Origin of the sequence: Paenibacillus oceani, assembly GCF_014705615.1 — a bacterium.
Classification (GTDB): Bacteria; Bacillota; Bacilli; order Paenibacillales; family NBRC-103111; genus Paenibacillus_AB; species Paenibacillus_AB oceani.
In genome coordinates this window covers 45665-68743 of sequence record NZ_JACXJA010000014.1, presented here as the reverse complement: position 1 = coordinate 68743, position 23079 = coordinate 45665, and the positions used below count along the sequence as shown (strand labels likewise).

Annotated in this window: 20 protein-coding genes; 1 reads left to right on the top strand and 19 read right to left on the bottom strand. The window is 57.4% G+C overall.

All coding sequences use genetic code 11. The annotated features are described in order from the left end of the window. Positions 1 to 2 precede the first annotated feature (2 nt). From rsgA to IDH45_RS11570, 19 genes are all read right to left on the bottom strand, one after another. Entirely contained in the window at positions 3 to 929 is a 927-nt protein-coding gene (gene rsgA / locus IDH45_RS11660) for a ribosome small subunit-dependent GTPase A (protein WP_190927724.1), read from the bottom strand. Beyond that, positions 929 to 3052 (bottom strand): Stk1 family PASTA domain-containing Ser/Thr kinase, encoded by a 2124-nt coding sequence (gene pknB, locus IDH45_RS11655; RefSeq protein WP_190927722.1) that lies wholly within the window; start codon positions 3050 to 3052, stop codon positions 929 to 931. Before pknB ends, rsgA begins: the two co-directional genes overlap by 1 nt. Further along, positions 3049 to 3834 carry a Stp1/IreP family PP2C-type Ser/Thr phosphatase gene (locus IDH45_RS11650; RefSeq protein WP_190927720.1) on the bottom strand — a complete coding sequence of 262 codons (786 nt, stop codon included), beginning with the start codon at positions 3832 to 3834 and terminating at the stop codon, positions 3049 to 3051. Before IDH45_RS11650 ends, pknB begins: the two co-directional genes overlap by 4 nt. 8 nt (positions 3835 to 3842) lie before the next feature. Continuing rightward, positions 3843 to 4958 (bottom strand): 23S rRNA (adenine(2503)-C(2))-methyltransferase RlmN, encoded by a 1116-nt coding sequence (gene rlmN / locus IDH45_RS11645; RefSeq protein WP_190928008.1) that lies wholly within the window; start codon positions 4956 to 4958, stop codon positions 3843 to 3845. 618 nt (positions 4959 to 5576) lie between these two features. After that, positions 5577 to 7103 carry a 16S rRNA (cytosine(967)-C(5))-methyltransferase RsmB gene (gene rsmB / locus IDH45_RS11640; RefSeq protein WP_223836574.1) on the bottom strand — a complete coding sequence of 509 codons (1527 nt, stop codon included), beginning with the start codon at positions 7101 to 7103 and terminating at the stop codon, positions 5577 to 5579. Beyond that, positions 7100 to 8059, bottom strand: coding sequence for a methionyl-tRNA formyltransferase (fmt, locus tag IDH45_RS11635; RefSeq protein ID WP_190927718.1), 960 nt, complete (start codon positions 8057 to 8059; stop codon positions 7100 to 7102). The genes rsmB and fmt overlap by 4 nt, the downstream gene beginning before the upstream one ends. A 4-nt stretch (positions 8060 to 8063) precedes the next feature. Continuing rightward, positions 8064 to 8549, bottom strand: a complete 486-nt coding sequence (gene def, locus IDH45_RS11630) for a peptide deformylase (protein ID WP_190927716.1) — start codon at positions 8547 to 8549, stop codon at positions 8064 to 8066. Positions 8550 to 8619: 70 nt separating this feature from the next. Next, positions 8620 to 11244, bottom strand: coding sequence for a primosomal protein N' (gene priA, locus IDH45_RS11625; protein ID WP_190927714.1), 2625 nt, complete (start codon positions 11242 to 11244; stop codon positions 8620 to 8622). Then, entirely contained in the window at positions 11237 to 12454 is a 1218-nt protein-coding gene (gene coaBC, locus IDH45_RS11620) for a bifunctional phosphopantothenoylcysteine decarboxylase/phosphopantothenate--cysteine ligase CoaBC (protein ID WP_190927713.1), read from the bottom strand. Before coaBC ends, priA begins: the two co-directional genes overlap by 8 nt. 116 nt (positions 12455 to 12570) lie before the next feature. Continuing rightward, entirely contained in the window at positions 12571 to 12783 is a 213-nt protein-coding gene (gene rpoZ / locus IDH45_RS11615) for a DNA-directed RNA polymerase subunit omega (RefSeq protein WP_190927711.1), read from the bottom strand. 3 nt (positions 12784 to 12786) lie between these two features. Beyond that, on the bottom strand, positions 12787 to 13413 hold the full coding sequence (gene gmk, locus IDH45_RS11610) for a guanylate kinase (protein WP_190927709.1): 627 nt from the start codon (positions 13411 to 13413) through the stop codon (positions 12787 to 12789). Beyond that, the gene (remA, locus tag IDH45_RS11605) at positions 13403 to 13666 is read right to left on the bottom strand and encodes an extracellular matrix/biofilm regulator RemA (RefSeq protein ID WP_110840413.1); all 264 of its coding nucleotides are present in this window, start codon (positions 13664 to 13666) and stop codon (positions 13403 to 13405) included. The genes gmk and remA overlap by 11 nt, the downstream gene beginning before the upstream one ends. A gap of 109 nt (positions 13667 to 13775) precedes the next feature. Next, positions 13776 to 14663, bottom strand: a complete 888-nt coding sequence (locus IDH45_RS11600) for a YicC/YloC family endoribonuclease (protein WP_190927707.1) — start codon at positions 14661 to 14663, stop codon at positions 13776 to 13778. An 86-nt stretch (positions 14664 to 14749) separates the two neighbouring features. Continuing rightward, a complete protein-coding gene (locus IDH45_RS11595; RefSeq protein WP_190927705.1) occupies positions 14750 to 16609 on the bottom strand; it encodes a bifunctional homocysteine S-methyltransferase/methylenetetrahydrofolate reductase in 1860 nt (619 codons plus the stop codon). Between the two features lie 85 nt (positions 16610 to 16694). Further along, positions 16695 to 17531, bottom strand: a complete 837-nt coding sequence (dapF, locus tag IDH45_RS11590) for a diaminopimelate epimerase (RefSeq protein ID WP_190927703.1) — start codon at positions 17529 to 17531, stop codon at positions 16695 to 16697. Positions 17532 to 17943: 412 nt separating this feature from the next. Next, complete coding sequence (locus tag IDH45_RS11585; RefSeq protein WP_190927701.1) at positions 17944 to 18852, bottom strand: GNAT family N-acetyltransferase; 909 nt, start codon at positions 18850 to 18852, stop codon at positions 17944 to 17946. A gap of 100 nt (positions 18853 to 18952) precedes the next feature. Further along, positions 18953 to 19819 carry a sugar phosphate isomerase/epimerase family protein gene (locus IDH45_RS11580; protein WP_190927699.1) on the bottom strand — a complete coding sequence of 289 codons (867 nt, stop codon included), beginning with the start codon at positions 19817 to 19819 and terminating at the stop codon, positions 18953 to 18955. A 2-nt stretch (positions 19820 to 19821) separates the two neighbouring features. Further along, positions 19822 to 20865, bottom strand: coding sequence for a Gfo/Idh/MocA family protein (locus IDH45_RS11575; RefSeq protein ID WP_190927697.1), 1044 nt, complete (start codon positions 20863 to 20865; stop codon positions 19822 to 19824). Between the two features lie 31 nt (positions 20866 to 20896). Next, the gene (locus IDH45_RS11570; protein ID WP_190927695.1) at positions 20897 to 21883 is read right to left on the bottom strand and encodes a Gfo/Idh/MocA family protein; all 987 of its coding nucleotides are present in this window, start codon (positions 21881 to 21883) and stop codon (positions 20897 to 20899) included. Between the two features lie 266 nt (positions 21884 to 22149). Between IDH45_RS11570 and IDH45_RS11565 the strand changes: the two genes are divergently transcribed. Further along, on the top strand, positions 22150 to 23064 hold the full coding sequence (locus IDH45_RS11565) for an AraC family transcriptional regulator (protein ID WP_190927694.1): 915 nt from the start codon (positions 22150 to 22152) through the stop codon (positions 23062 to 23064). The last annotated feature ends 15 nt before the right edge of the window (positions 23065 to 23079 follow it).

Here is a 23079-nt window from a genome sequence, read left to right as displayed (position 1 = left end):
TGTCAGTACCTCCGTTTCCGTTCTTTCATCTCCTGCAAAAAGACAAGGTAGTGCTTGTACCGGCTCGCAGCGACCGTCCCGCTCTCCACCGCCGCTATCACCTGACAGCCGGGCTCGTGCTGGTGCAGACAGCCGCGAAACTTGCAGCCCGAAGCGATCCGCTTCATCTCGGCGAAGCAGCCGGACAGCTCCTCCGGCTCCAGCTGTACGAAATCAAGCTGGCTGAAGCCGGGTGTGTCCGCCACGAGACCGCGTCCTTCGCCTTCCAGCTCGATCAGCTCGACATGCCGGGTCGTATGCTTGCCCCGGCCGAGCTTGGACGAAATTTGATTCGTCTCCAGCATCAGGCCGGGCACCAATGCGTTCAGAAGCGAAGATTTGCCGACGCCGGATTGGCCGGAGAAGACGCTGATCCGGCCCGCCAGCCGGGAGCGCACCTCGGATATCCCGTCCTCCGTCTTCGTGCTCGTGATGATGACGGTATACCCGATCTGCTCGTAGAGCTGCTTGGCGTCCTGCATCGTTATCGTTTCCTGCGAAGCGGCCTCCGCAGATTCGTCCTCGGAGTCCAGAAGATCCGACTTGGTGAGGCAGATGATCGTATCGAGGCCGGCGTTTTCCGTGTGAACCAGAAATTTATCCAGCAGTTGCAAATTCAGCGCCGGTTCCGCCACGGAGAAAGCAAGCACCGCCTGCTCCACGTTGGCGACCGGCGGCCGGATCAGCTCGGTGGAGCGCGGCAGCACTTCATCCACCGTACCTTCCCCGTTTTCCGTAACTTCGTAGATAACGCGGTCTCCAACCAGCGGGGAGACGCCTCTTTTCTTAAAGATCCCCCGCGCCCGGCATTGTACCGGCTCCTCTGCGGAACCGGCGGACTTCACATAATAGTAACCGCTCAATGCCTTCACAATGATACCTTCAGGCATTAATTTTGTCCTCCTGTAGTCGAGTTCGTAGTCGTAGTCGTGCCGGCCGGCGTTTGGGCGTTGCCGCCAGAGCCGTTTCCTCCGGAAGGCGATGTCGAGGCCGGTTTGTTCGCGGCGTTTCCGTTGCCTGCTCCTCCGGCGCCGCCTGCAGTTGACCCGGGCGTTCCCTGCTGCTGGGTAGTGTTGCCCGGATTGCCGGGAATACCTTCGCCCGGATAGGTGACCGACCGATAATCGATCCGTTCCTTGTCCCTGTAAAATTCCACAGTACCGACCATCCCCGGAGATAACACCACCGTCACATTAAACTGCTGGGGCGCTTTAATCGTTACAGGTCCCGAGCCCCATATCAGATTTTCGCCGCGGGCGTCGGTGTACTTGATCTCGATCGTGCTGTTCTCTCCCTTTTTGGCAGGCTCCATGAGCTTTTCGACCGTAACTTCCTTGGCTTCATCAGGGTATCCGGTGCTTACGCTGACCGTAACTTCGGCTCCAGGCAGGACGGACTCCCCTTCCTTGTACGGCGCTTGGAAAAACACCCGATCCTTTGGCTGCGAATACGACGGCTTATGCTCGACCTTCAGCTTCAAATCCAGCTTCGTAGCGATCGATTTGGCGGTATCCTCCGATTCGCCGATCAGCTTCGGCATCGGAAACTCTTTCGGGCCTTTGCTGACTCTCAGCTTGACGGCGACCGTTTTCAGATCATACTCCGCGTTCGGAGCAGGCTCTTGGGAGATAACGGTCCCGATCTCCTGATCGCTGTTTATATCCTCTTGCGTAACCTTCGTAATGTTAAGCCCCGCCAGCTCCGTTTTCACGTCGGTTGCTTTTTTGCCGGTCCAGTCCGGCATCTTCTGCTTCTCCGGCCCGAGACTGACGTACAGCGTCACGGTATTGTTAATTTTTACGGTAGACGGGGTCGGGTCTTGCTTCGTGACGATATCTTTCTCCACATCGGGATGATGCTCTTCGATCACCCTGCTGTGAAGCTGCTTTTGCACAAGCAAATCTTCGGCATTTTCCCGGGTCATGCCGACCAGATTCGGCACGTCCACGTCCGGCACATAAAGCATCTCCTTCACATACCGGACTCCCATGTACATCAGGGCGAGCAGCAGCAATATGACGACGGTCCAGACGACAGGCTTCACCCAGCCTCTCTTCTTCCGCCTCGGCTCCTCCTCCGGTTCATCCTCCACATCGTGGACGAACTGGTCGCTGCGTATAGCCGGCACTACCCGGGTTCTCTCGTCATCGTCGTAATCGTCGGAGACGAACGTAATTTTTGGTTCGTTCCGGCGGCCCGGCTCCAGACAAGTATCGAGATCCTGCAGCATTTCTTTGGCGGAGCGGTAACGTTCGTCGGGATTTTTGCGCATCGACTTCAGGATCATATTCTCGACGCTTTGAGGAATGAGCGGGTTGACTTTACGCGGTTCCTCCACGTCTTCCTGCAAATGTTTCAGCGCGACGCTGATCGGACTTTCTCCAAGAAAAGGAAGCCGGTTCGTCAACATCTGGTACAGCACGATGCCCAGTGAATACAGGTCGGACTGGGCGCCGGTCAGCGTCCCTTTCGCATGCTCCGGGGAAAAATAATGAACCGAACCGACGACCGAGCCGGTTTGGGTAATCTGCGAAGAATCCGCGGCCCTCGCGATTCCGAAATCGGTAACTTTGACGCGGCCGTTTTTGCCGATCAGGATATTATGGGGCTTAATATCGCGATGGATGATCTGGTTATAGTGGGCATGATCGAGCGCGTCGCATATTTGACTGGCGATCCGGACGGCTTCTTCGACGGGCAGAGGCGCTTTTTCCTTAATCGTCTCGTTAAGCGCCTTCCCGTCGATGCATTCCATGACGATATAATGCGTCTCGTCCTCCTGACCGACATCATAGATGCTTACAACATTCGGATGTGATAGCGACGCTGCGGCCTGGGCTTCTCTGCGAAACCGGCGGATGAACTCCTCATCGTGTACGTATTGCTGCCGCAGCACTTTTACCGCAACTTTCCGATTGAGCAAAATATCATGCCCTTTGTACACCAGCGCCATTCCGCCGCCGCCGATCCGGTCGAGTATCTCGTAACGCCCTCCCAACACGTGGCCGATCATGCATCATCCCTCCTTCCCGGATCGGTCGTAACGTCCGCCCCGCCCAACTTGTCGTTGGCCAGCAGAACAACCGTAATGTTGTCGCCTCCGCCTTCCTCGAGCGCCCGCTCCACGAGCCGGTCGACCTTGCCGTTCAGATCGCGGCTGTCCGTAATAACCGAGTACAGCTCCGCCTCTCCGACCAGGCCGCTTAATCCGTCGCTGCACAGGAGCAGGACGTCGCCGGTCCGCCATTCGGTATGAACGACGTCGACATCAACCTGCTTATCCGTGCCGAGTGCCCGAGTCACTACATTGCGAAGCGGATGGACGCTGGCTTCCTCCTGGGTGATCTGGCCGGATTTGATCAGTTCGTTGACGAGCGAATGATCCTCCGTCAGTTGGCGGATCGAGCCGTCCGATACGAGGTAGGCGCGGCTGTCCCCGATATGGCCGATAACAAGATCGGTAGAGGTCGCAAGAGCAGCGACGACGGTCGTGCCCATCCCTTGGTAGCGGGCTTGCTTCGAGGCAATCTCAAACACCCGGTCGTTGGCTACCGAGATGGCTCCGCGCACCGTGTCTTTGCGCTGCTCCACGTTCATATCCGCCGTAAGCACGCTGCGCATTTCCGTTTCTACGAGCTCGATCGCCATCTGGCTGGCGATTTCTCCCGCTTGATGTCCGCCCATGCCGTCTGCAACGATGGCGAGGGTAAAGCCGTTAAATTCGTCTCTCACCGCAGCCCGGTCTTCGTTAATCAACCGGATGAGCCCGGCATCCGTACGATGCGCGGTTTGCATACTTCCCCTCACCTCACCTGTGATTCCATATGCTTCGCCCGCAGCTGGCCGCATGCCGCGGCGATGTCGCTGCCCTGCTCCCTGCGAATCGTTGCGGGAATGTTGTGCTTCTCCAGAATTCGCTGGAAGGCAAATATATCGTCCCGCTCCGTACGTTTGAAATCCCGTTCCATTACAAAATTGACCGGAATCAGGTTGACATGGACCAAAGGCAGCATCTCCTTCAGCACGACTGCCAGCTCCTGAGCATGCTCCGCCTTATCGTTCACGCCGCCCATTAGAGCGTATTCGAACGTTATACGCCGGCCGGTCGTGCGCAGGTAGTATTTGCATGCTTCAATCAGTTCGGCAAACGGGTACCGGCGGTTAACCGGCATCAGCTTGGAACGCAGCTCGTCATTCGGAGCGTGAATCGATATCGCCAGATTGATCTGCATATTCTCGTCCGCAAACCGGTGAATATTCGGAACGATGCCGCTCGTCGAAACCGTAATGTGGCGCGCGCCGATGTTGAGCCCTTTCTCGTGAATCATTAGTTTCAGAAACTTGAGCATCGCATCGTAATTTTCGAACGGTTCGCCGATTCCCATAATGACGATGCTGCTTACCCGCTCTCCGGTCGCATCGAGCAGCTGCTGGGCTTTCACGATCTGCGCTACAATCTCGCCCGCAGACAGATTGCGCTTCAGTCCGCCCAGCGTAGAGGCGCAAAACGTACAGCCGATCCGGCAGCCCACCTGCGTCGTTACGCAAACGCTGTTGCCGTAGCTATGCTTCATCACTACAGTTTCGATCGCATTTTTGTCGGCCAGCTCGAACAAAAATTTCACCGTGCCGTCTTTCGACTGCTGGCTTGCAATTTCTGTGAGCGATACGAATACGAACGACTCGTCCAGCTTCCGGCGCAGCTCCTTCGACAAGTTGGACATCTCTTCGAACGACTTCACGCGCTTCACGTACAGCCAATCGAAGATTTGCCCCGCCCGGAAAGCCGGCTGACCGTTTTCTTTGAGCCAGGCCTGCCACTCTTCGAGAGACAAATCGTAGGCTGACAGCTTCTCCGGAATATGGGGCTGCAGCGGTTTTAACGGTTTTAAAGGTTGTAAAGGTGTAGACACAAGCATCCCTGCCCGTTGTTTGGATTTCACATGTATGCATGACACATCTGATGGTGTAGCAAATAGCAAATAATAAAGCTTGTCGGTAAAACGATCGCCGCAACAGCTTCTCTAGAATCGAAAATCGCTGGCTGGAGATCGATCGTGGCGGATAAACCCGCTGTCTCTCTTGGATAGGCGGTTGTTAAGAGCTGCAAACCGCTATTATTTCGCTCGTTATCCGTACATGTAGTCAAATAAGGGTGGTTTGCAGCTCTTAAATCGACGTTTTTTGGCTAAAATCGGTTTTTGGAGCAGAATAAGAGCTGCAAACCGCTCCTATTCAGCTCTCGATCCACATTTGGTGCTCAATAAAGGTCGTTTGCAGCTCTTATTTAATCATTTGCGTGAAGATCGGCTATTAGAGCGTACAAGCTTCAACCGGAAGCTGATCTTATTCTAGCATAACGGAGCGCCCAGCTAAAGTTGCCGGGCTTTTTGCGCTTTTCTAAGCTTTTCTTAAGCTTTTTCTTAATCCTCTTCAAAAGCCTTTTCAGTGCTTCTTCCAAGTCCCCGCGCAAGTCTGTCAGAGCTCTAGGACTCTCCTAAGCCCCGCCAAGGCTCTTCCAAAGCTCTTCAGCAGCATCACGAACGTTTGCGCAACACGGCGATAAAAAAACCGTCCGAGCCGAACTGATGCGGCAACACTGTGATCGTCCCGCCCGGGGCTACGGAATCCGGCGGCAGACGATCCTGCAGAGACTGCGGCGGCCGGCTCAGAGCGAATTCCGGATGCTCCTGCAAAAACCGCATCACGACCTGCTCGTTTTCCTCTTCGGCCACGGTACAGGTGCTGTACACCAGCACGCCTCCCGGCGCCAGAAGGGAAGAGACGCCGCTTAGCAGCTCGTACTGCAGCCCGGCGATCCCGGCCACATCCCCGGGGCTTTTCGCCCACTTGATGTCCGGCTTCCGCCGGATCACGCCCAGTCCCGAGCAGGGCGCGTCCAGCAAAATCCGGTCGAACGCCGTCCCCGCCAACGCCTCGGGAAGATTGCGGGCATCGATCGTTTTCGTCTCGACGCAGCGGAGCGAGAGGCGCTCGGCCTGGGCCGCGATCAGCTCCCGCTTATGCTCGTGAATGTCGCAGGCCAGTATGCGGCCGCGGTCGTTCATCAGCTCGGCCATATGCGACGTCTTGCCGCCCGGAGCGGCGCAGCAGTCGAGCACCTGCATGCCCGGTTCCGGCTGGGCCGCTTCGGCGACGAGCATCGAGCTCTCGTCCTGCACGGACAGCTCGCCGCTTACGTACCAGGGGGTCAGCGCCATATTGCCGCCGCTCTCGACCACTATGCCGGCGGGCGACACGTCGGACGGACGCGCCTCGCAGCCGGCTGCCTTCAACCGGCCGAGCAGCTCTTCCCGCGTCAGCTTCAGCGTATTAACCCGTACGCTTGCGCTTGGCGGCTCATTGTTAGCCCGGCACATCCGCTCCGCCGTCTCTGTGCCGAAGCGGCTTATCCAATCGGCGACGAGCCATTCCGGATGGGAATGCTCCAGCGCTATTCGGGCGACCGGTTCCAGCGAAGCGGGAACGGTCAGCTCCTCCTTGCGGCGAATGACATTGCGCAGCACGCCGTTCACCATGCCCGAAATGCCGGCATGCCCTCTCCGCTTGGCGATATTTACCGCTTCATTAACTGCCGCATGCTCCGGCACGCGGTCCAGGTAATGAAGCTGATACAAGCTGAGCCGCAGCAAATTGCGTACCCACGGCTCCAGCTTTTTCACTCCTTTGGCGACGAAACGGTCCAAAAAATAATCGATCGTATTTCGGCGCTGAATCGTCCCATACACGAGCTCTGTCGCAAGTCCGGCATCGGCCTTGTCCGGTTTATGCTTCAGCAGCGCCTGGTTCAGCAGCAGATTGCTGTACGCCTGCTCTGTCTCGACGCGCGTAAGCACGTCCAGAGCGATTTCCCGCGCGGACCAAGGCTGTCTCGGTGGAGCCGCCGGTCCCGGCTTTTTGCCGAAGCCTCCGCCCGTCTTGGGTCGTCCGCCGACCAGTCCGGGCTTGCCCGTTCCGGGGGATCGTTTGTTACCGTTCGGTTGCCGCTGCGCATCCGTTTTCGTCTTGGCGGACGTTTGCGTTTGTGGCTGCTTCGGATTCAATTCGTTTCCCCCAATACCGTTCCTTTGGCAATCGGTGTGCCGCGCTTCAGGTCGGACACGCTCATCGCCTTCTTGCCGGCGGGCTGAACGTGAGTGAGCCAGATCGAACCGCTTCCGGTAGCGACTTCCAGTCCGTCGTCCGTCATTTGCAGCACAGTCCCCGGCCTCACTTTCCCTGCGGAACCGTTCGTTCTCTCGTCATCGGCGGGTTTGCGGCTCGCCCATACTTTAAACACTTCGCCGTGAAGCAGCGTAAAAGCGCCGGGCATCGGATTCAGTCCGCGGATCTGATTAAACAGCTGGAGCGAAGATTTCGTCCAGTCGATCCGTTCGTCCTCGCGGGAGATATTGGGGGAGTAGGTCGCATCGGCTTCGTTTTGCTGTACCGCTTGGATACGCCCGGCCAGCAGCTCGGGCAAAGTCGTGCGAAGCAGCTCGGCTCCCGCCACGCTCAGCTTGTCGAACAACGTACCCGCCGTATCTTCGTCGGTAATCGGAACTTCCACGTTCGAGATCATATCGCCGGTATCGAGACCCGCCGCCATATACATAATCGTGACGCCGGTTACCGGCTCGCCGTTCATAACCGCATGCTGGATCGGCGCCCCGCCCCGGTATTTCGGGAGAAGCGAGCCGTGCACGTTAATGCAGCCATGCTGCGGCACGGCCAGCAGCGATTTGGGTAAAATTTGCCCGTAAGCCGCCGTTACGATCAAATCCGGCTTGAAGCTGCTAACCTCTTCAACGGCTGCCGGATCGCGGAGCTTGACCGGTTGGAGTACCGGAATGCCGTGCTTCATCGCTTCGGCTTTGACCGGGGTGGGCGCAAGCTCGCGTTTGCGCCCTTTCGGCCGGTCCGGCTGAGTGACGACAGCCACAACGTTGTAGCCCTGCTCCAGCAGCACTTGAAGGGAAGGAACGGCAAAATCAGGCGTTCCCATGAAAACGACGTTCATGTCTTCACTCCTCGCCCTTTTTTTGCCGTTCCTCTTCGCGGTATACGCTTTTGGCCAGATCGGTAAACAGCACTCCGTTCAAATGATCGACCTCGTGCTGGAATGCGCGGGCCAGAAACTCCGAAGCGGTAATGACGAGCTCGTCACCGTTGCGGTCCAGACCTTTAATCGTAATTGTCAACGAACGGTTAACGTCGCCTCTGAGCCCCGGAATGCTAAGACATCCTTCCGGCCCGAGCTGCTCGCCCTCCGCGCTTACGATCTCCGGATTGATCATCTCGATCAGCCCGTTGTCATCTCCTACGTCGACTACGATCACCCGCTTCAAAATACCGATCTGCGGCGCGGCCAGGCCGACGCCCTCCGCATCGTACATCGTATCCGCCATATCGTCCAGCAGCTTGTGAATGTTTGGTGTAATTTTCGGAACCGGTTTCGCTTTCTCGCGAAGCACCGGGTCCGGTTCTTTTACTATAATTCGAATGGCCACGGATCAGCACTTCCTTTCAAAAACATAAGTCATCCATTCCCTAATCGATCCGGAAGCGCCAAGGCGCTCGCTACATCAGCACTTGCGGATTAACGTCGATCCCGATCTGCAGCTTCTCCTGGCGCACCGTATCGTCAAACGCGGCCGCCACTTCGGCGATCATCCCGGAGACGTCGATATCCCCCCGATATTTTACCATGCATTGAAACCGATATCTATCTTTGATTCGCGGGATCGGCGACGCGACAGGCCCGTACACCTCGAAGTAAGGCGCGTCCACCCCCCGGCCACACAACCCTCCACGTTCTGGTGCCGGTCCGGCGCCCGAACGCTTCCACTTGTCCTTCAGTCTCACGGCAAACGATTCCCCCGCCCGGACAAGCATCGGCACCTGTTCGTGGGAGAAGGTGATCAGCACCAAATCGCAGTATGGCGGGTATCCGCGTTCTCTCCGCATTTCCAGCTCCGTCTCCAGGAATGAGGCATAATCATGATGGCTGGCGGTTACGATGCTGTAATGATCGGGAGTATACGTCTGGATAAACACTTCGCCGGGAAGCTTGTGCCGTCCCGCCCGTCCGGCGACCTGGGTGAGCAGCTGGAACGTCTTCTCCGCCGCACGGAAATCGGGCAGATGCAGCACCGTATCGGCCGCGATGACGCCGACAAGCGTGACGTCCGGGAAATCAAGACCTTTGGCCACCATTTGGGTGCCAAGCAGCACATCCGCCTGCTTGTTGCGGAACCGGGTCAGCAGCCGTTCGTGGGCGCCTTTCTCGGAAGTCGTGTCCACATCCATCCGGATGACGCGAATACCGGGAAACAGCTTGCCCAGCTCCTCTTCGACCCGCTGGGTCCCCGTTCCGAAATAACGGATATGCTCGCTTTCGCAGCTGGGGCATTTTTTCGGTTCCGGCTCGGATAAGCCGCAATAATGACAGCGCATCGTCCGGGATACCTGGTGATAGGTTAGCGAGATGTCACAGTGCGGACATTGGACGACGTAGCCGCACGACCGGCACATGACGAAAGTCGAGTAGCCGCGCCGGTTTAACAGCAATACGGTCTGTTCTTTCTTGTGTAACCGTTCTTCAATCGCTTTATACAAGCCGCGGCTGAACATGGAGCGGTTGCCTTCCTTCAGCTCCTCCCGCAAATCGACAATATGAACGGCAGGCAGAGGACGCCCTTCGACACGATCCTCCATCGTCAGCAGTTGGAACGGGGAGCGGTCTGCCGAACGTTCGTTTGTCCGGGCATAACTTTCCAGCGACGGCGTCGCCGAGCCGAGCACGACGACCGCCCCCTGATGCGAAGCGCGCTGAACCGCCACGTCGCGGGCATGATACTTCGGGCTCTCCTCCTGTTTATAGGAAGCTTCGTGCTCCTCGTCGATAATGATCAGGCCGAGCTTCGTAAACGGAGCGAACACAGCCGAGCGGGCGCCGATCACGACGCTTACCTGCTTCGTGCCGATTTTGCGCCACTCGTCGTACCGTTCGCCTTGGGACAAGCGGCTGTGCATCACCGCGACTGCATCGCCGAACCGGCTCTTGAACCGTTCGACCATTTGCGGAGTGAGCGATATTTCCGGGACGAGCACGATCGCTTCCCGCCCTTGGTCGAGACACTGCTGGATCGATTGCAGGTACACTTCGGTCTTTCCGCTGCCGGTTACGCCGTGAAGCAGGAAGACGCGGTGCTCTCTCTCTTCGAGCGCAGCCGATATCGGAACGAACGCCCCGCGCTGCTGATCGGTGAGCGGCAGCGGCTCCGTTTTGGCAAACTGTCTGCCTGCATACGGGTCCCGGTATACCTCCCGCTCCTGAACCGACAGCCAGCCTTTCTCGGCAAGCGCCTTGACCGAGCCTGCGCTTATGTTCAATTTCTCGGTCAGCTCTGCGAGCGGCAGCGGCTCCGGCTGCCCGGCGAAAAAAACCATCAGCTCTTTTTGCCGTTTCGCCCCGGCTCCCAGCTTCTCCGCTTGCTCCAGCATCGTCGCCCGGTCCGCAGCCGCCTCGACATACAGCACCTTCTTGGCGTTCATCCGGTCCTTCACCGAGTTGATCTCGGCCAGTATTCCTTGCTCCAGCAAATTTCTCAGCATCAGGCTGGCATCGGGAAAACGGCGAAGCAGCGCTTCCGCCGGTACCGCGCCTTTTTGCTTCACAAAGGCAACGATATTCTCTTCCTCCGGACTGCGGGCAAACATATACGCTTGTCTCCCGGTCTCCCCGGCAGGCGAGTGGGTCTCTTCTCCGGCAAAAGCGATCATTTTCTCGTATTTGGCCTTTAACGCTCCCGGAATCATCGCTTGGAGCGCCGTAATCTCGTGGCATATATACGTCCGGCTCATCCACCGGGCCAGATCGACCAGCTCCGGGTTCAGCGGAGGAACCAAATCGAGCACTTGCTCTACCGGCTTCAGCTTGCCAGCATCCATACTAGTCCGGTCCGACATGCCGACGACGAAACCTTGCAGCGTCCGGGGGCCGAACGGAACTCCGACACGGCTGCCGACCGCAACCCAGGACTGAAGCTGGGGAGGCACGATGTAGTCGAACGGTCGGTTCGTCTGTTTGGCCGGCACATCCACGATCACCTGCGCATAGAGACGGCGCTCCCCGAACAGATCGCCTTGCAGTAGCGCCCCGTCATACAACGCGGAAGGCGCCGTTGCGCCTTCCTTAGTCATGGCGATCACTCCCGCCGCGTGTATTCAACCGTAACGCTACAAGGCTCAGCAGGTTCTGCGCGACGTCCAGCTTGCTCATTTGCGGCAGCGATTCCACCAGACCGTCTTTGTCGTACACGCTTACGATGTTCGTATCCGTTCCGAACCCCGCACCCGGCACCGTCACATCATTAAGCACAAGCAGATCGCAATTTTTACGGGCCAGCTTGTCCATCGCATACTGTTCCCCGTTATCCGTTTCTGCGGCGAAGCCGACGAGGAACTGCTTCGCCTTTCGCTGGCCAAGCGTTTGCAAAATATCCGGATTTTTGACGAGCTCCAGCGTCATCGTCTCGTCTTTCTTCTTAATTTTTTTGTCGGACCGAAGAGCCGGACGATAGTCCGACGGAGCAGCCGCTTTAATGACGATATCCGCGTCCTCGAAGCGTGACAATACCGCGTTCATCATATCGGCCGTCGACTCGACATGGACGACCTTGACTCCAGCCGGCAAAGCCGCCGTCGCTTTACCCGTAACAACCGTGACGTCCGCTCCCATCCGCTTCGCGGTTTCCGCAATCGCATACCCCATCTTGCCCGACGAATCGTTCGTGATGTAGCGGACCGGATCGATTCGCTCCACCGTTCCCCCTGCCGTTACGATCACCTTCAGCCCGGAGAGCGGTTTTGCCGGATTCAGCATCCGTTCGATGGCCGCCATCATTTCTTCCGGTTCCGCCAACCTTCCTTTGCCGACGTAACCGCAGGCCAGCTGCCCTTCGCCCGGCTCGACGAAAGAAACGCCGCGGTCTCGCAACGTTTGCATATTCGCCGTTACGGCCGGATGCACGTACATATGCACGTTCATGGCAGGCGCAACCAGCACCGGCGCCTCCGTCGCGAGCAGCGTCGTGCTGAGCATATCATCGGCCAGGCCATGCGTCATTTTGGCGATTATGTTCGCAGTAGCCGGTGCAACGACAACCAGATCGGCGCTGTCCGCCAAATGAATATGCGACACGACGGAAGCATCCTTCTCGTCGAATGTATCCACCGCAACATCATGTCTTGACAGCGTCTGGAACGTCAGCGGGGCGACAAACCTGGTCGCAGACTCCGTCATAATCACCCGTACGTCCGCCCCCGCTTGCACGAGTTTGCTGCACAGCGCAGCCGCCTTGAAACACGCTATTCCTCCGGTAACTCCGAGCACGATCGTTTTTCCTTGCATCCTGCTCACCTCTCCATCTGATCAATGACATCCATCCGGCTGCGTCCCTCAACCTGGGAAGAGAAAAAAATAACAACCTGTGACAGGTTGTCGTCATACGAAACGTACATGTTCTCTTACTGTTTGTTTTCTCTATTTTGCGACTCCACGTGAATGTAATCGCCGTAGATTTCTTCGAGCGCAACTCCGACATGCTTGCTGGCGTGCTGGGCTTTCAGATCGGTCTTGGATCCGTCCCGCAGCATGCGGGCCCGCTTAGATGCCGCTACGACGAGCGAATATTTGCTGTCCACTTTGTTGATAAGCAGGTCGATCGATGGGTATAACATCTTTTAACGCACCTCTTCCATCCAAGAATTCACATAAGGCATAATCCGTTCGCGCTTGCAATGTTCGGCCGTAATGATCGAGCGGATGCGGGAGCAGGCTGTTTCCACCTGGTCGTTGACGACCGCGTAATCGTAATGCTCGAGCAGCCTGATTTCGTCAACCGCTACGGACAACCGGTTGCGGATCGATTCGTCGGTTTCGGTCCCTCGGGTTTCGATCCGGTTTTTCAGTTCATCAAGCGACGGAGGCATCAGGAAAATAAAGACGCCTTCCGGAAACTTCTGCTTGACCTTCATCGCGCCTTGCACTTCGATCTCCAAAATAATATCTTTACCTGCGTTGATCGTGTCTCGGACGAAGCTCCGGGGAGTTCCATAGTAGTTGCCTACGTATTCGGCCCACTCCAGCAGCTCGTCTTTTTCGATCATCGAACGGAATTTATCTTTGGATGTAAAAAAATAATTATCGCCTTCCGTTTCTCCTGCGCGCGGCGAGCGGGTCGTAGCGGAAACGGAATATACCAGTTCCGGTGCCAGCTTGCGAAGCATGGAGCATACGGTTCCTTTGCCTACGCCGGACGGGCCGGACAGCACGATCAAAAGGCCTTTGTCGCCCGCATTACTCGTCATGATCATCGTCCTTATTGTTAGTAAGTCGATGCGCCACCGTTTCCGGTTGTACGGCGGATAAAATGACATGGTCGCTGTCGGTGATAATCACCGCGCGGGTACGTCTGCCGTACGTGGCGTCAATCAGCATATGCCGGTCGCGCGCCTCCTGAATGATCCGCTTGATTGGCGCGGATTCCGGACTGACGATCGAGATGATCCGGTTTGCGGATACGATATTTCCGAAGCCGATATTGATCAATTTAATGGCCATCATTGCCCTCCTACGAATTCAAGACCGTTGGCCCGTTGTCTCGCAGCCTTAGCAGCCTTGCACTATTCTTGCCTTATCGATGTGCGCTCATACTTTAAAATGCGGCCGGTTACTCGATATTTTGCGCTTGTTCGCGTATTTTCTCAAGTTCCGCCTTCATCTCGACGACCCTGCCGACGATCTCGAGATGCCCTGACTTGGAACCGATCGTATTGACTTCCCGATTCATCTCCTGATTCAGAAAGTCCAGCTTGCGTCCGGCAGGCTCGTCTGTTGCTAGCAGCTTGCGGCATTGACCGATGTGGCTCTCGAGCCGGACGAGCTCCTCCCGGATATCCGAACGGTCCGCCATAACGGCTGCTTCGGTAAGCAGCCTGGGATCGTCCGGCAGCAAACCGGCGGATTCGCCCAGCAGCCCGGTCAGACGCTGATGCAGCTTCAATTTGTACTCTTCCACCGCTTTCGGAGCCCACTCGGCCGTTTCCCGTCTCAAACGTTCCAACCGGTCGAGCCGTCCGGCAACTTCGACCGCCAGATGGCCACCTTCCGCGCGCCTCATCTCCAGCATGCCGGCTGCCGCTTCCCGCACGCATTCCAGCAGCGGTTCCGTGAAATGATCCGCCGCCATCCCCGAATCCCGAAACGATACGATCCCGGGCAGAGCGAGGATATCCCTCAGCGAGAGAGAGTCGCTGAAAGCGAACCGTTCCTTAATCTGTTCCGCCGCCAGGCGGTATGATTCGGCAAGCGGCCAGTCGATCTCCGCAAGGGCTGCCGTCCCCGGTTCCTTCTCGACGGTGACGGACACGTCCACTTTCCCGCGCTTGACGGAGTGCTGAACGATCCGTTTCACCTTGTCTTCCAGCCGCATCCATTCGCGGGGAATACGGACGGAGATTTCCGAGTACCGGTGGTTGACCGATCTCATCTCGACCTGCAGCCGGCAGCCGCAAACGGAACGGCCGGATTGACCGAATCCGGTCATGCTTTGAACCATGGGTATCACATCCATACCCTATTCTAATTCATTTTGCAAGAGGGGACAAGTGGAAAAGAGAGCTGTCCCAAGGGCTCCGGGCGTTCTCAGCGCCCCGACTTCTCCCAAACGTACTGGGTCAGCTGAGCGCTCATGCCGTAAAAGTGCATCGGCGTCATGATGTAGATGCCTTTGAACCTCGGCATCGCCACGTCCAGCAGCTCCTTCGTAATCTGCACGCCCATCGCGCGGCCGGACTCGCCGCTGAGACCCGCCATTCGTCCGCGCACTTCCTCCGACAGCTTAATGCCCGGAACTTCGTTATGCAGAAACGTCGCGTTGCCTTCGCTGACGATAGGCATAAATCCGATAAAGATCGGCACGTTCAGGTGCTTCGTCGACTCGTACACGTTCTCGATCAGCTTCGCGTCATACACCGGCTGCGTCATAATAAAATCGGCGCCTGCCACGATTTTTTTCTCCAGCCGCTGCACCGCTTTCTCCAAGTACTTGACGTTGGGATCAAACGCCGCGGCAACGATAAACTTCGACTTATGCTTCAACGGCTTGCCGGAGAAAGCGACGCCCTCGTTCAACTGCTTGATCAAGCGGATCATCTCGAACGAAGTCATGTCATAAACCGAGCTGGAGCCCGGCAAATCGCCGAATCTCGACGGATCGCCGGTAATGACGAGCGTATGATCGAGTCCGAGCGCATGCATGCCCATCAGATGGGATTGCGTGCCGATCAGGTTGCGGTCGCGGCAAGCGATGTGCAGCAGCGGGCGAACGCCCAGCTTCTCCTTGACGAGTATGCCGAGCGGAAGGTTGCTCATCCGGGTGACGGCCAGCGCATTGTCGGCCATCGTGATCGAATCTGCGCCCGCTTCCTTGAGCGCCTTCGCCCCTTCCATAAACTTGCTGATGTCCAGATCTTTCGGCGTGTCCCATTCGACGATCACCGTATGCCGCTCCTGAACGAGCTCGAGCAGCGAAGGCTCCGCCGCGCCCGACGGCTGCGAAACCGCAACCGTTCCGGCGTCTGGCGAGGCCGGCTTAACCGGACCGGCGCTGCCGACGGCACGCCCTGCCGAGCTCGGCACGTAATGCTCCAAGGCTTTCGCCATCGCGGCGATATGCTCAGGCGTCGTTCCGCAGCAGCCGCCGATGAGACGCGCTCCGAGATCGGCGAACTTCAGCGCGTTCTCCGCAAAATAATCCGGCTTGGAGCCGAACGTGTACTTCCCGTCCACATAACTCGGCAATCCCGCATTCGGAAAAATCGAGAACGGAACTCCGGGAACCGGGCGAAGCTTCTCCAGCGTGCGGATGATTCCGTTCGGACCGCTGTGGCAATTAAAGCCGAGTACGTCCGCCCCTTCGGCGTGAAGCTGTTCGAAAGCGGTCTGATAATCGACGCCGTCGTTCGTCATCGCCCCGCCGTCGGTCGCAAACTGGCCGATGACCGGCAACCCGGTTAACTGCCGCGCCACACGAAGCGCAAGCACAATCTCTTCCATATCGTAAAAGGTTTCCAGCAGCAGGCCGTCAACTCCCGCCTCCAGCAGCGCCTCCATCTGTTCCCGGTAATCGCGCTCCAGTTGCTCCGGAATGACGTTGCGGCGGCGGGCCGCCCGGATCGAGCCTACCGCGCCGATAACGTAGGCGTCTTCGCCGACCGCCTGCCGGGCGAGCTCGACGCCGGACTGGTTGATTGCCCGCACGTCCTGATCGAGTCCGAATTTGGACAGCTTCTCCCTGTTCGCCGAGAACGTATTCGTTTCGATCAGTCTCGCTCCGGCTTCATAATATTGACGGTGAACGTCGGCAATGACTTCGGGCTTCAGCAGGTTGTATTCTTCATAAGAGACGCCTACCGGGAACCCCTGCTGATACAAAAACGTCCCCATCGCTCCGTCGCCGATCAACACCCGCTGTCCGAGCGCTTTACGCAAATCTTCTTTCATCCGGTTCCTCACCCAAGCTTTCTATATAAATCTCTCTATTGAAAACTGCAAATCTCCCATCCGAAACCTGCCTGCTGCTATGGATCTATTCAACCAGCGTACCCCGGTATACGGTTACGGCAGGGCCGGTCATGTACACCCGGCCATCCTCTTCCGCCCACTCGATCTCCAGATCTCCGCCCTTCAGCGAGACGACGGCGCGGCGGCCGGACGCGCCCCTGAGCACCGAAGCGACCAGCGTGGCGCACGCTCCCGTGCCGCAGGCCAGCGTAGGCCCGGCCCCGCGCTCCCAGACGCGCATGTCGATATATTCGCGGGAGCGGACCGTGGCAAATTCGACGTTAACCCGCTTCGGAAACAGCGGATGCTGCTCCAGCTTCGGCCCCCAGCGGTACAGATCGAACCCGGCGGCATCGTCCACGTACACGACGCAATGCGGATTCCCCATCGACACGGCGGTAAACCGGAAAGTAACCCCGTCAATTTCCACCGGATAATCCACTACCGGATTTCTGTCCACCGTCGTTGGGACGGACAGCCCGTTCAGCACCGGAATCCCCATATCTACCGTAACGGAAACTGCCTTGCCGTCCTGCACTTGAAGCCGTACGGGCTGAACGCCTGCGCCGATCGTTTCGATCGCAAGCTCTGTTTTATCGGTTAAACCATTATCGTATACGTATTTGGCTACACACCGGATGGCGTTGCCGCACTGCTCCGCCTCCGAACCGTCGGAATTCATAATCCGCATCATAAAATCGGCACGGTCGGAAGGCAGCACGAACACCAGGCCGTCGGCCCCGATTCCGAAAAACCGGTTGCAGCATGATACGGCTAGCGAAGCCGCGTTGTCGGGCAGGCGGGACTCGCCCGCGATTACGATAAAATCGTTGCCCAATCCGTGCATTTTAGTAAAATTCATGGCGGTTCCTCGGTTTCTGAATCGTTTGGATTAGACCTTATTATAGTGCATAACGGACAGTATGCCTAGTGATTTTGTAAGCAATATCGAATCTGGCGGAGGAAACCGCCATTTTTCCCGCCGTTATCCGGGATAATGCGGAAATCGTTAACAATTCGGCGGTCGGAAGCGGCGAAGCGAACGGAGGGACGAAGCTGATGCAGGCACGATCGAGCGGCTGGCGGGGGCACGGCTGCGATAGGCATTCATCAGGCGGGGACATTCATCCGGTACGAAAAAAAGCCCCGGACCGCCAAAGTCAAGGGCCGGAGCTACTCTTATGATATCGTGGAAGCCCTGGCGCAACTCCAATAAGGGACGCCGGATTGTCAGCCCCGGGGCTGTTCGGGCGGCTTAACCGCCTCTATGAACGTTAAGCCGAAAAGTCCGCGACCATCAAATACTGGGTGTATATCGTCTTGAAGCCTGCTTCCTCCAGCCATTCGGTGACCGCCGGGTCGGACATGGACAAATTGTCCGTCGTTCTCGTGCAAGCGGCGTCCGCCGGTCCGAACGCACCGGCAACAGCGGCCCGTGCGAGCCGGTTCCGGTCCGGGCGTTCCGGGTCGGCGGTACAATGGAATAACACCGCTCCTGCCAGCTCCCCGTTCTCTCCATAGGAACGCCGGACAATCGCGTAAGCGCCGATTGCACCCTGCTCGTCGATAACCGCAATCCCTTCGCTGTCGCTCCGGTTGAACCACTGACAGTTCCACGCCGAATCATGACGGAAAAACGGAAGCGCCGTCAGCTCGCGAAGCTTGGCGGGCCGGACCCGGTACGCTTCGTCCGCTTGCACGGCGGAAGCCGGCAGCGGGCCTTCCAGCTTCGCTCCGATCAGGCCGTCGCACTTGCGGAACCCTGCGCTTTCATATGCCGCAATCGCTCCCGCATTTTTCTGAACGACCTCCAAATAAGCGATGGACGCACCGCTCTCCTTGATCGCCTCCGCCGCTTCCCGCATCAGAAGTTTGGCCAGCCCCTTGCCCCTCTGGTTCGGGCTGACTCCGGTTCCGCCGTTCCAGGCGATTTTGACACCGCCCGCTTCCTTCAACGCGATCATGACGAATCCGGCCGGTTCTCCGTTCACAAAGGCCGCGACCGAAAGGTCCGTGCGGATCGACTCCCGTCCGAGCCTTGCCGTAAACTTCTCAAGCGTCGTGGACATATCCGAATAGTAGCCGGAAAATCCTTGATTCCACAGCTCCACCGCCTGGCGGAACGTACAGTCTGCCAAACGCCGGATTTCAATCGAATCCCGCTCCGTAAGACGGTTGTCCATAAAGCACTCTCCCCCCCGCAAAAAATAAGCCGGGAACGGAAGAAGACCCGCTGAATAGCAGGCACTCTTCCGTCCACCCGGATCATTCAGTTATACTACGCTACATATCATAGCCCGCTTCCCGCAGCATCCGCTCCAGGTTGACGCGTGCTTCGGTAATCCGCCGATCCAGTTGCTCCACCGGAATGTCCGCACCGAACTCGCCGTTCAACCCGTCCAGACGTTCCACGATTACAGGACCCGTAAAGCCGGTCTCGCGCATCGTGGCGAATATCGCGGGGAAGTTGGCTTCTCCCTCGCCCGGAATCGGGAAGTCGAGCGCCGCGCGTGCTCCCCGGTGGTCTTTGGCGACAACGGAGATCGTCTGGGCCGCAATGGCGGGAAAATCGTCCGCCGGCTCGATCCCTTCATAAAACCGCACGTTGCCTGGATCATAAGACGCTTTCACGTGCGGTGAACCGATCGTACGCAGCGTGTCCGCAATCACTTCCGCCGTAGCCGTATTGCCGGTGTGCGGCTTGATCGTGACGACCAGTCCGCGCTTGCCCGCTTCCTCTCCGACCCGTCGGTATTTGTCCGCGAACGCCTCGTTGATCGGCGCCATCTCTTCGTCGGAACGCGGCTCATCCGGAAATCGCTTGTAACTCGTCGTACCGAGCGATAACAACTCCTCCACGCCTAGGGCGCGGGCAAACTCGAGTCGTTGGATGGCCCGTTCGATCGGCTGATTCGGATGCAGGACATCCGTACTGACCAGCGAGACAGGCTCGAGCCCGTACTTATTCAGCAAGGCCGCGATACGCTCCGCTTCCCCTTCGAGCCCGTCGTCGAATGCAGGCTTGCCTTCGTGCGGCAGGCCGAACGAAACGTAACGGTAACCTGCTCGGGATATGCTCTCCAGAGCGCGTTCGAACGAATGCTTGTTATAGATCCAGCTCATGCATGCAAGCTTGACGGTTGGCTTCATTGTTACACCCCGGTCCGCGAAACGCTGCGCAGCGCCGAATAATCGACCGCCACCTCGCGGCGTTCCTTAAGCGAACGATACGCGGCTTCCGATACCGCTATGACGCGCAGTCCGTCCTCAAGCGAGATAAGCGGCTGCTTGTTCTCACGGATGCAGTCAATGAAATGCCCGTTCAGCTGGACCCACATATCGTTGTCCGCAAACGATATTTTCTGCTCGGGTCCGCCGTCGTCCTTCACCAGTACCTGGCCGTTGTTGTTCACGACGGTCAGATTCTCCGTTGCGACTCCGGTGATATCGTATTCCACCCGCGTCACCCACGGGGTGCTGACTTGGCCGATCCCGCCGCTCGCAAACCGCAGCGATACCGTGAAGGCATCGGCTACGCTGCCCGGAGGGAGCAGGTATGTGCCGCCGTAAGCGAACACCGATTCCACCTCGCCGCACATCCAGGTAAGCAGGTCGTAATCGTGAGAGCCGTGGGAGAAAATTGGGCCTTTGGCCGTTACATCGTCAAAATACCAGCTCGGCGTATCGTAGTAATGATCACGGTACTTGTCGTACACCCGCTGATTCGGATCGAGGAAATGCGTCCGCATCGACCAGGCCTGGATCGTCTTGCCCGCGCCCGCCCGGGAAACCGTCTCCTTCATCGTCCGGTAAGCCGGAGCAAAGCGGAGCGGGTAAGCGACCATCGACTTCAATTCCGGATGTTTCGCTCCGGCCGCCACGATCTCGGCCCCGTCTTCCACCGAGGTGGCAAGCGCCTTCTCCAGAAACAGGTGCTTGCCCGATTCCAGAACAGCCTTGGAGGCATCGACATGCAGATGATCCGGCGTAGCGACCCATACCGCATCCAAATCCTGCTCCAGCAGCGCCTCATAAGAATCATACACGGTAGCGCCCACTTCGGCGGCGAGCGACTCCGCTTTTTCACGCGTCCGGTTGTGAACGGCCGCCACCTTTACGCCCGGCAGCTTGTGCAGCGTGCGGGCATGCAGCGATCCCATCAGACCGCATCCGATTAAGCCAACTTTGATCGTCATCGTTATCCAGCCTCCTTCATTATCGCTGCCGTTACAGGTTCACCGGGGTGCCCTGGCTGTTGTACATCGCCCAGATCGTCCGGTGCGATTTCAAAATCTCGTGACCATCGGTCTCCGGCCGCTGTCCGGTTGCGATGCTTTCGAGGAAATGCTCGATTTCGAACAAAACGTTCTGTCCGCGACGTGCCGGATATTCGGCAGGACGCTCGTACAGCGTTTCCGTACCTTCCTTCGAGATCGCTTCGACCTTCCACATGCTGTTGTCCAGCTCCAGCATGCCTTCGGTCATATGAATTTGGAATCTCGCCGGTGTTTTCTTGTAACGCATGCCCCAGCTGGTCACCAGATGAGCGAGCGCTCCGCTTTTGAATTCGATGATGCCGTGCGAAGTTCCCTCCCCTTCCATCCAGTCCGTGCCGACACGCGTTCCGAAATGAGAGACCCGGGCCGGTTCGCCAAGCAAATAGAGCAAAATATCGATATAATGGCAGCCATGGCTGAACAAGGCGCCTCCGCCAAGTTTTTCTTTGCTGGAAAACCAGGTGCCCGGAGCCGGTGTCAAAAAGGCTTCGACCCACCCTTGCGCACTGATCGGCTTGCCGTACTTGCCGCTGTCCACCGCTTCCTTCAGCTTGCGGATCGCCGGCAGGAACCGTACGACGAAGGCGAGCATCAGGGTGACGTTGTTTTGTTCGGCAGCCTGAATGACGTTTAAGCAATCTTCCTCCGAATTCGCCAGCGGCTTCTCCAGAAGGACGTGTTTGCCGGCGGCGATCGCCGTAAGCGACTGAGGAGCATGCAGATGATGCGGCGTACAAAGGCTGACGGCATCGATATCGTCCAGAATCGTCGTCCAGTCCGTCGTGTAATTGCAGCCCAGATCCGCGGCTACTTTCTTTGCTTTCTCTTCGTCGAGATCGACGACCCACCGCAGTTCGGATCGTTCAGCAAGCTTGTAAGCGTAAGCGTGATCGAGCCCCATGTTAAGACCAACTACAGCTGTGCGGATTTTACTCATCTGTTTTTTTCCTCCATTCGGCTGGAAACCGTTTTCTCACCGTTATCATAACGGCGAACGGAAAGAAAAGCTTTATCTAAAACGACGCAAAATTTGCACTTTTGAATCGGAATCTTTGCACTTTAGGAGCAGTGGCGCCAAGGGATGTCCGCCCCTGATAACACTCGCAGCCATTTGACAAGGGAAGGTCGGCCGCATACGATTAACTCAGGAACCGTTTGCTGGAAAAGCTTCTTTATACGAAACGCGTCCAAAAGGTGGGAGCCATGAGGAAACGACACCGGCACATTAAACTGAGAGAGCAAATATCGGTCGATAAAATATACTCGTTCCATTATAACGAGCTGCGTCAGGGCTACGTATACAGCGGCGAAAGGCACGATTTCTGGGAGTTTCTGTACGTGGACAAAGGGGAAGTGGAGATTACGACCGACTTTACGACCTTTCATGTCAAACAGGGGGATATCGTATTTTATACGCCGAACGAATTTCACAGCTTGCGCTGCAACCGGAAGACGCCGCCGAACATTTTTATCATCTCGTTCGAATGCAAGTCCGAGGCGATGAGCTTTTTCTCCCATAAAGCGCTTCATCTCGGCAACGAAGAGCGTCAACTGCTATCGCAAATCATCGAGGAAGGCAACAAACTGTTCGTCCTGCCTGTAGCGCGCCCTTATTCCGTAACGGTGAAGCGCAAGTCGGCTCACCCGCTCACACGTAAGGAAAAGTTCGATTTCGGCGCAGAGCAGCTGATTAAAATTTACTTGGAAGCGCTGTTCATCCGGCTCATCCGCAACAACCAGGTACAGGCGCAAAAGCCGAAGCTGTCGTCGATTACGAAGGAAAAAGGCCAGCGAGAGCTGGTCGGGCGCATTGTCCGCTATTTGGAGGAGCATCTGCACGAGCACCCGTCAATCGACCGGCTGTGCGCCGAATTCGCGCTGAGCAAGACGCATCTGCGCACCGTTTTCCGCCAGCATACTGGCAGCGGAATTACCGAATATATGAGCAAGCTGCGGATCGAGCGGGCGAAGCAGCATATCCGCGAGGATACGTGCAACGTCACGGAGATCGCCGAGCGGCTCGGCTATACGAGCATTCATTATTTTTCCCGCCAGTTCAAGAAAGCGACCGGCATGGCCCCTTCGGAATATTTGAAGACGATGAAAGCACAGATGTAAGCGAATGGCGGCAAA

Coding starts and splice junctions, on each gene's coding strand:
- priA (WP_190927714.1), bottom strand. CDS start 11,244: ATGACTAAGGAAGGCGCAACGGCGCCTTCCGCGTTGTATGACGGGGCG.
- gmk (WP_190927709.1), bottom strand. CDS start 13,413: ATGACGAGTAATGCGGGCGACAAAGGCCTTTTGATCGTGCTGTCCGGC.
- IDH45_RS11575 (WP_190927697.1), bottom strand. CDS start 20,865: ATGACGATCAAAGTTGGCTTAATCGGATGCGGTCTGATGGGATCGCTG.
- dapF (WP_190927703.1), bottom strand. CDS start 17,531: ATGAATTTTACTAAAATGCACGGATTGGGCAACGATTTTATCGTAATC.
- pknB (WP_190927722.1), bottom strand. CDS start 3,052: ATGATCGGCCACGTGTTGGGAGGGCGTTACGAGATACTCGACCGGATC.
- remA (WP_110840413.1), bottom strand. CDS start 13,666: ATGGCCATTAAATTGATCAATATCGGCTTCGGAAATATCGTATCCGCA.
- rpoZ (WP_190927711.1), bottom strand. CDS start 12,783: ATGTTATACCCATCGATCGACCTGCTTATCAACAAAGTGGACAGCAAA.
- IDH45_RS11595 (WP_190927705.1), bottom strand. CDS start 16,609: ATGAAAGAAGATTTGCGTAAAGCGCTCGGACAGCGGGTGTTGATCGGC.
- coaBC (WP_190927713.1), bottom strand. CDS start 12,454: ATGCAAGGAAAAACGATCGTGCTCGGAGTTACCGGAGGAATAGCGTGT.
- rlmN (WP_190928008.1), bottom strand. CDS start 4,958: ATGCTTGTGTCTACACCTTTACAACCTTTAAAACCGTTAAAACCGCTG.
- IDH45_RS11570 (WP_190927695.1), bottom strand. CDS start 21,883: ATGAGTAAAATCCGCACAGCTGTAGTTGGTCTTAACATGGGGCTCGAT.
- IDH45_RS11650 (WP_190927720.1), bottom strand. CDS start 3,834: ATGCAAACCGCGCATCGTACGGATGCCGGGCTCATCCGGTTGATTAAC.
- IDH45_RS11580 (WP_190927699.1), bottom strand. CDS start 19,819: ATGAAGCCAACCGTCAAGCTTGCATGCATGAGCTGGATCTATAACAAG.
- IDH45_RS11585 (WP_190927701.1), bottom strand. CDS start 18,852: ATGGACAACCGTCTTACGGAGCGGGATTCGATTGAAATCCGGCGTTTG.
- rsgA (WP_190927724.1), bottom strand. CDS start 929: ATGCCTGAAGGTATCATTGTGAAGGCATTGAGCGGTTACTATTATGTG.
- IDH45_RS11600 (WP_190927707.1), bottom strand. CDS start 14,663: ATGGTTCAAAGCATGACCGGATTCGGTCAATCCGGCCGTTCCGTTTGC.
- IDH45_RS11565 (WP_190927694.1), top strand. CDS start 22,150: ATGAGGAAACGACACCGGCACATTAAACTGAGAGAGCAAATATCGGTC.
- fmt (WP_190927718.1), bottom strand. CDS start 8,059: ATGAACGTCGTTTTCATGGGAACGCCTGATTTTGCCGTTCCTTCCCTT.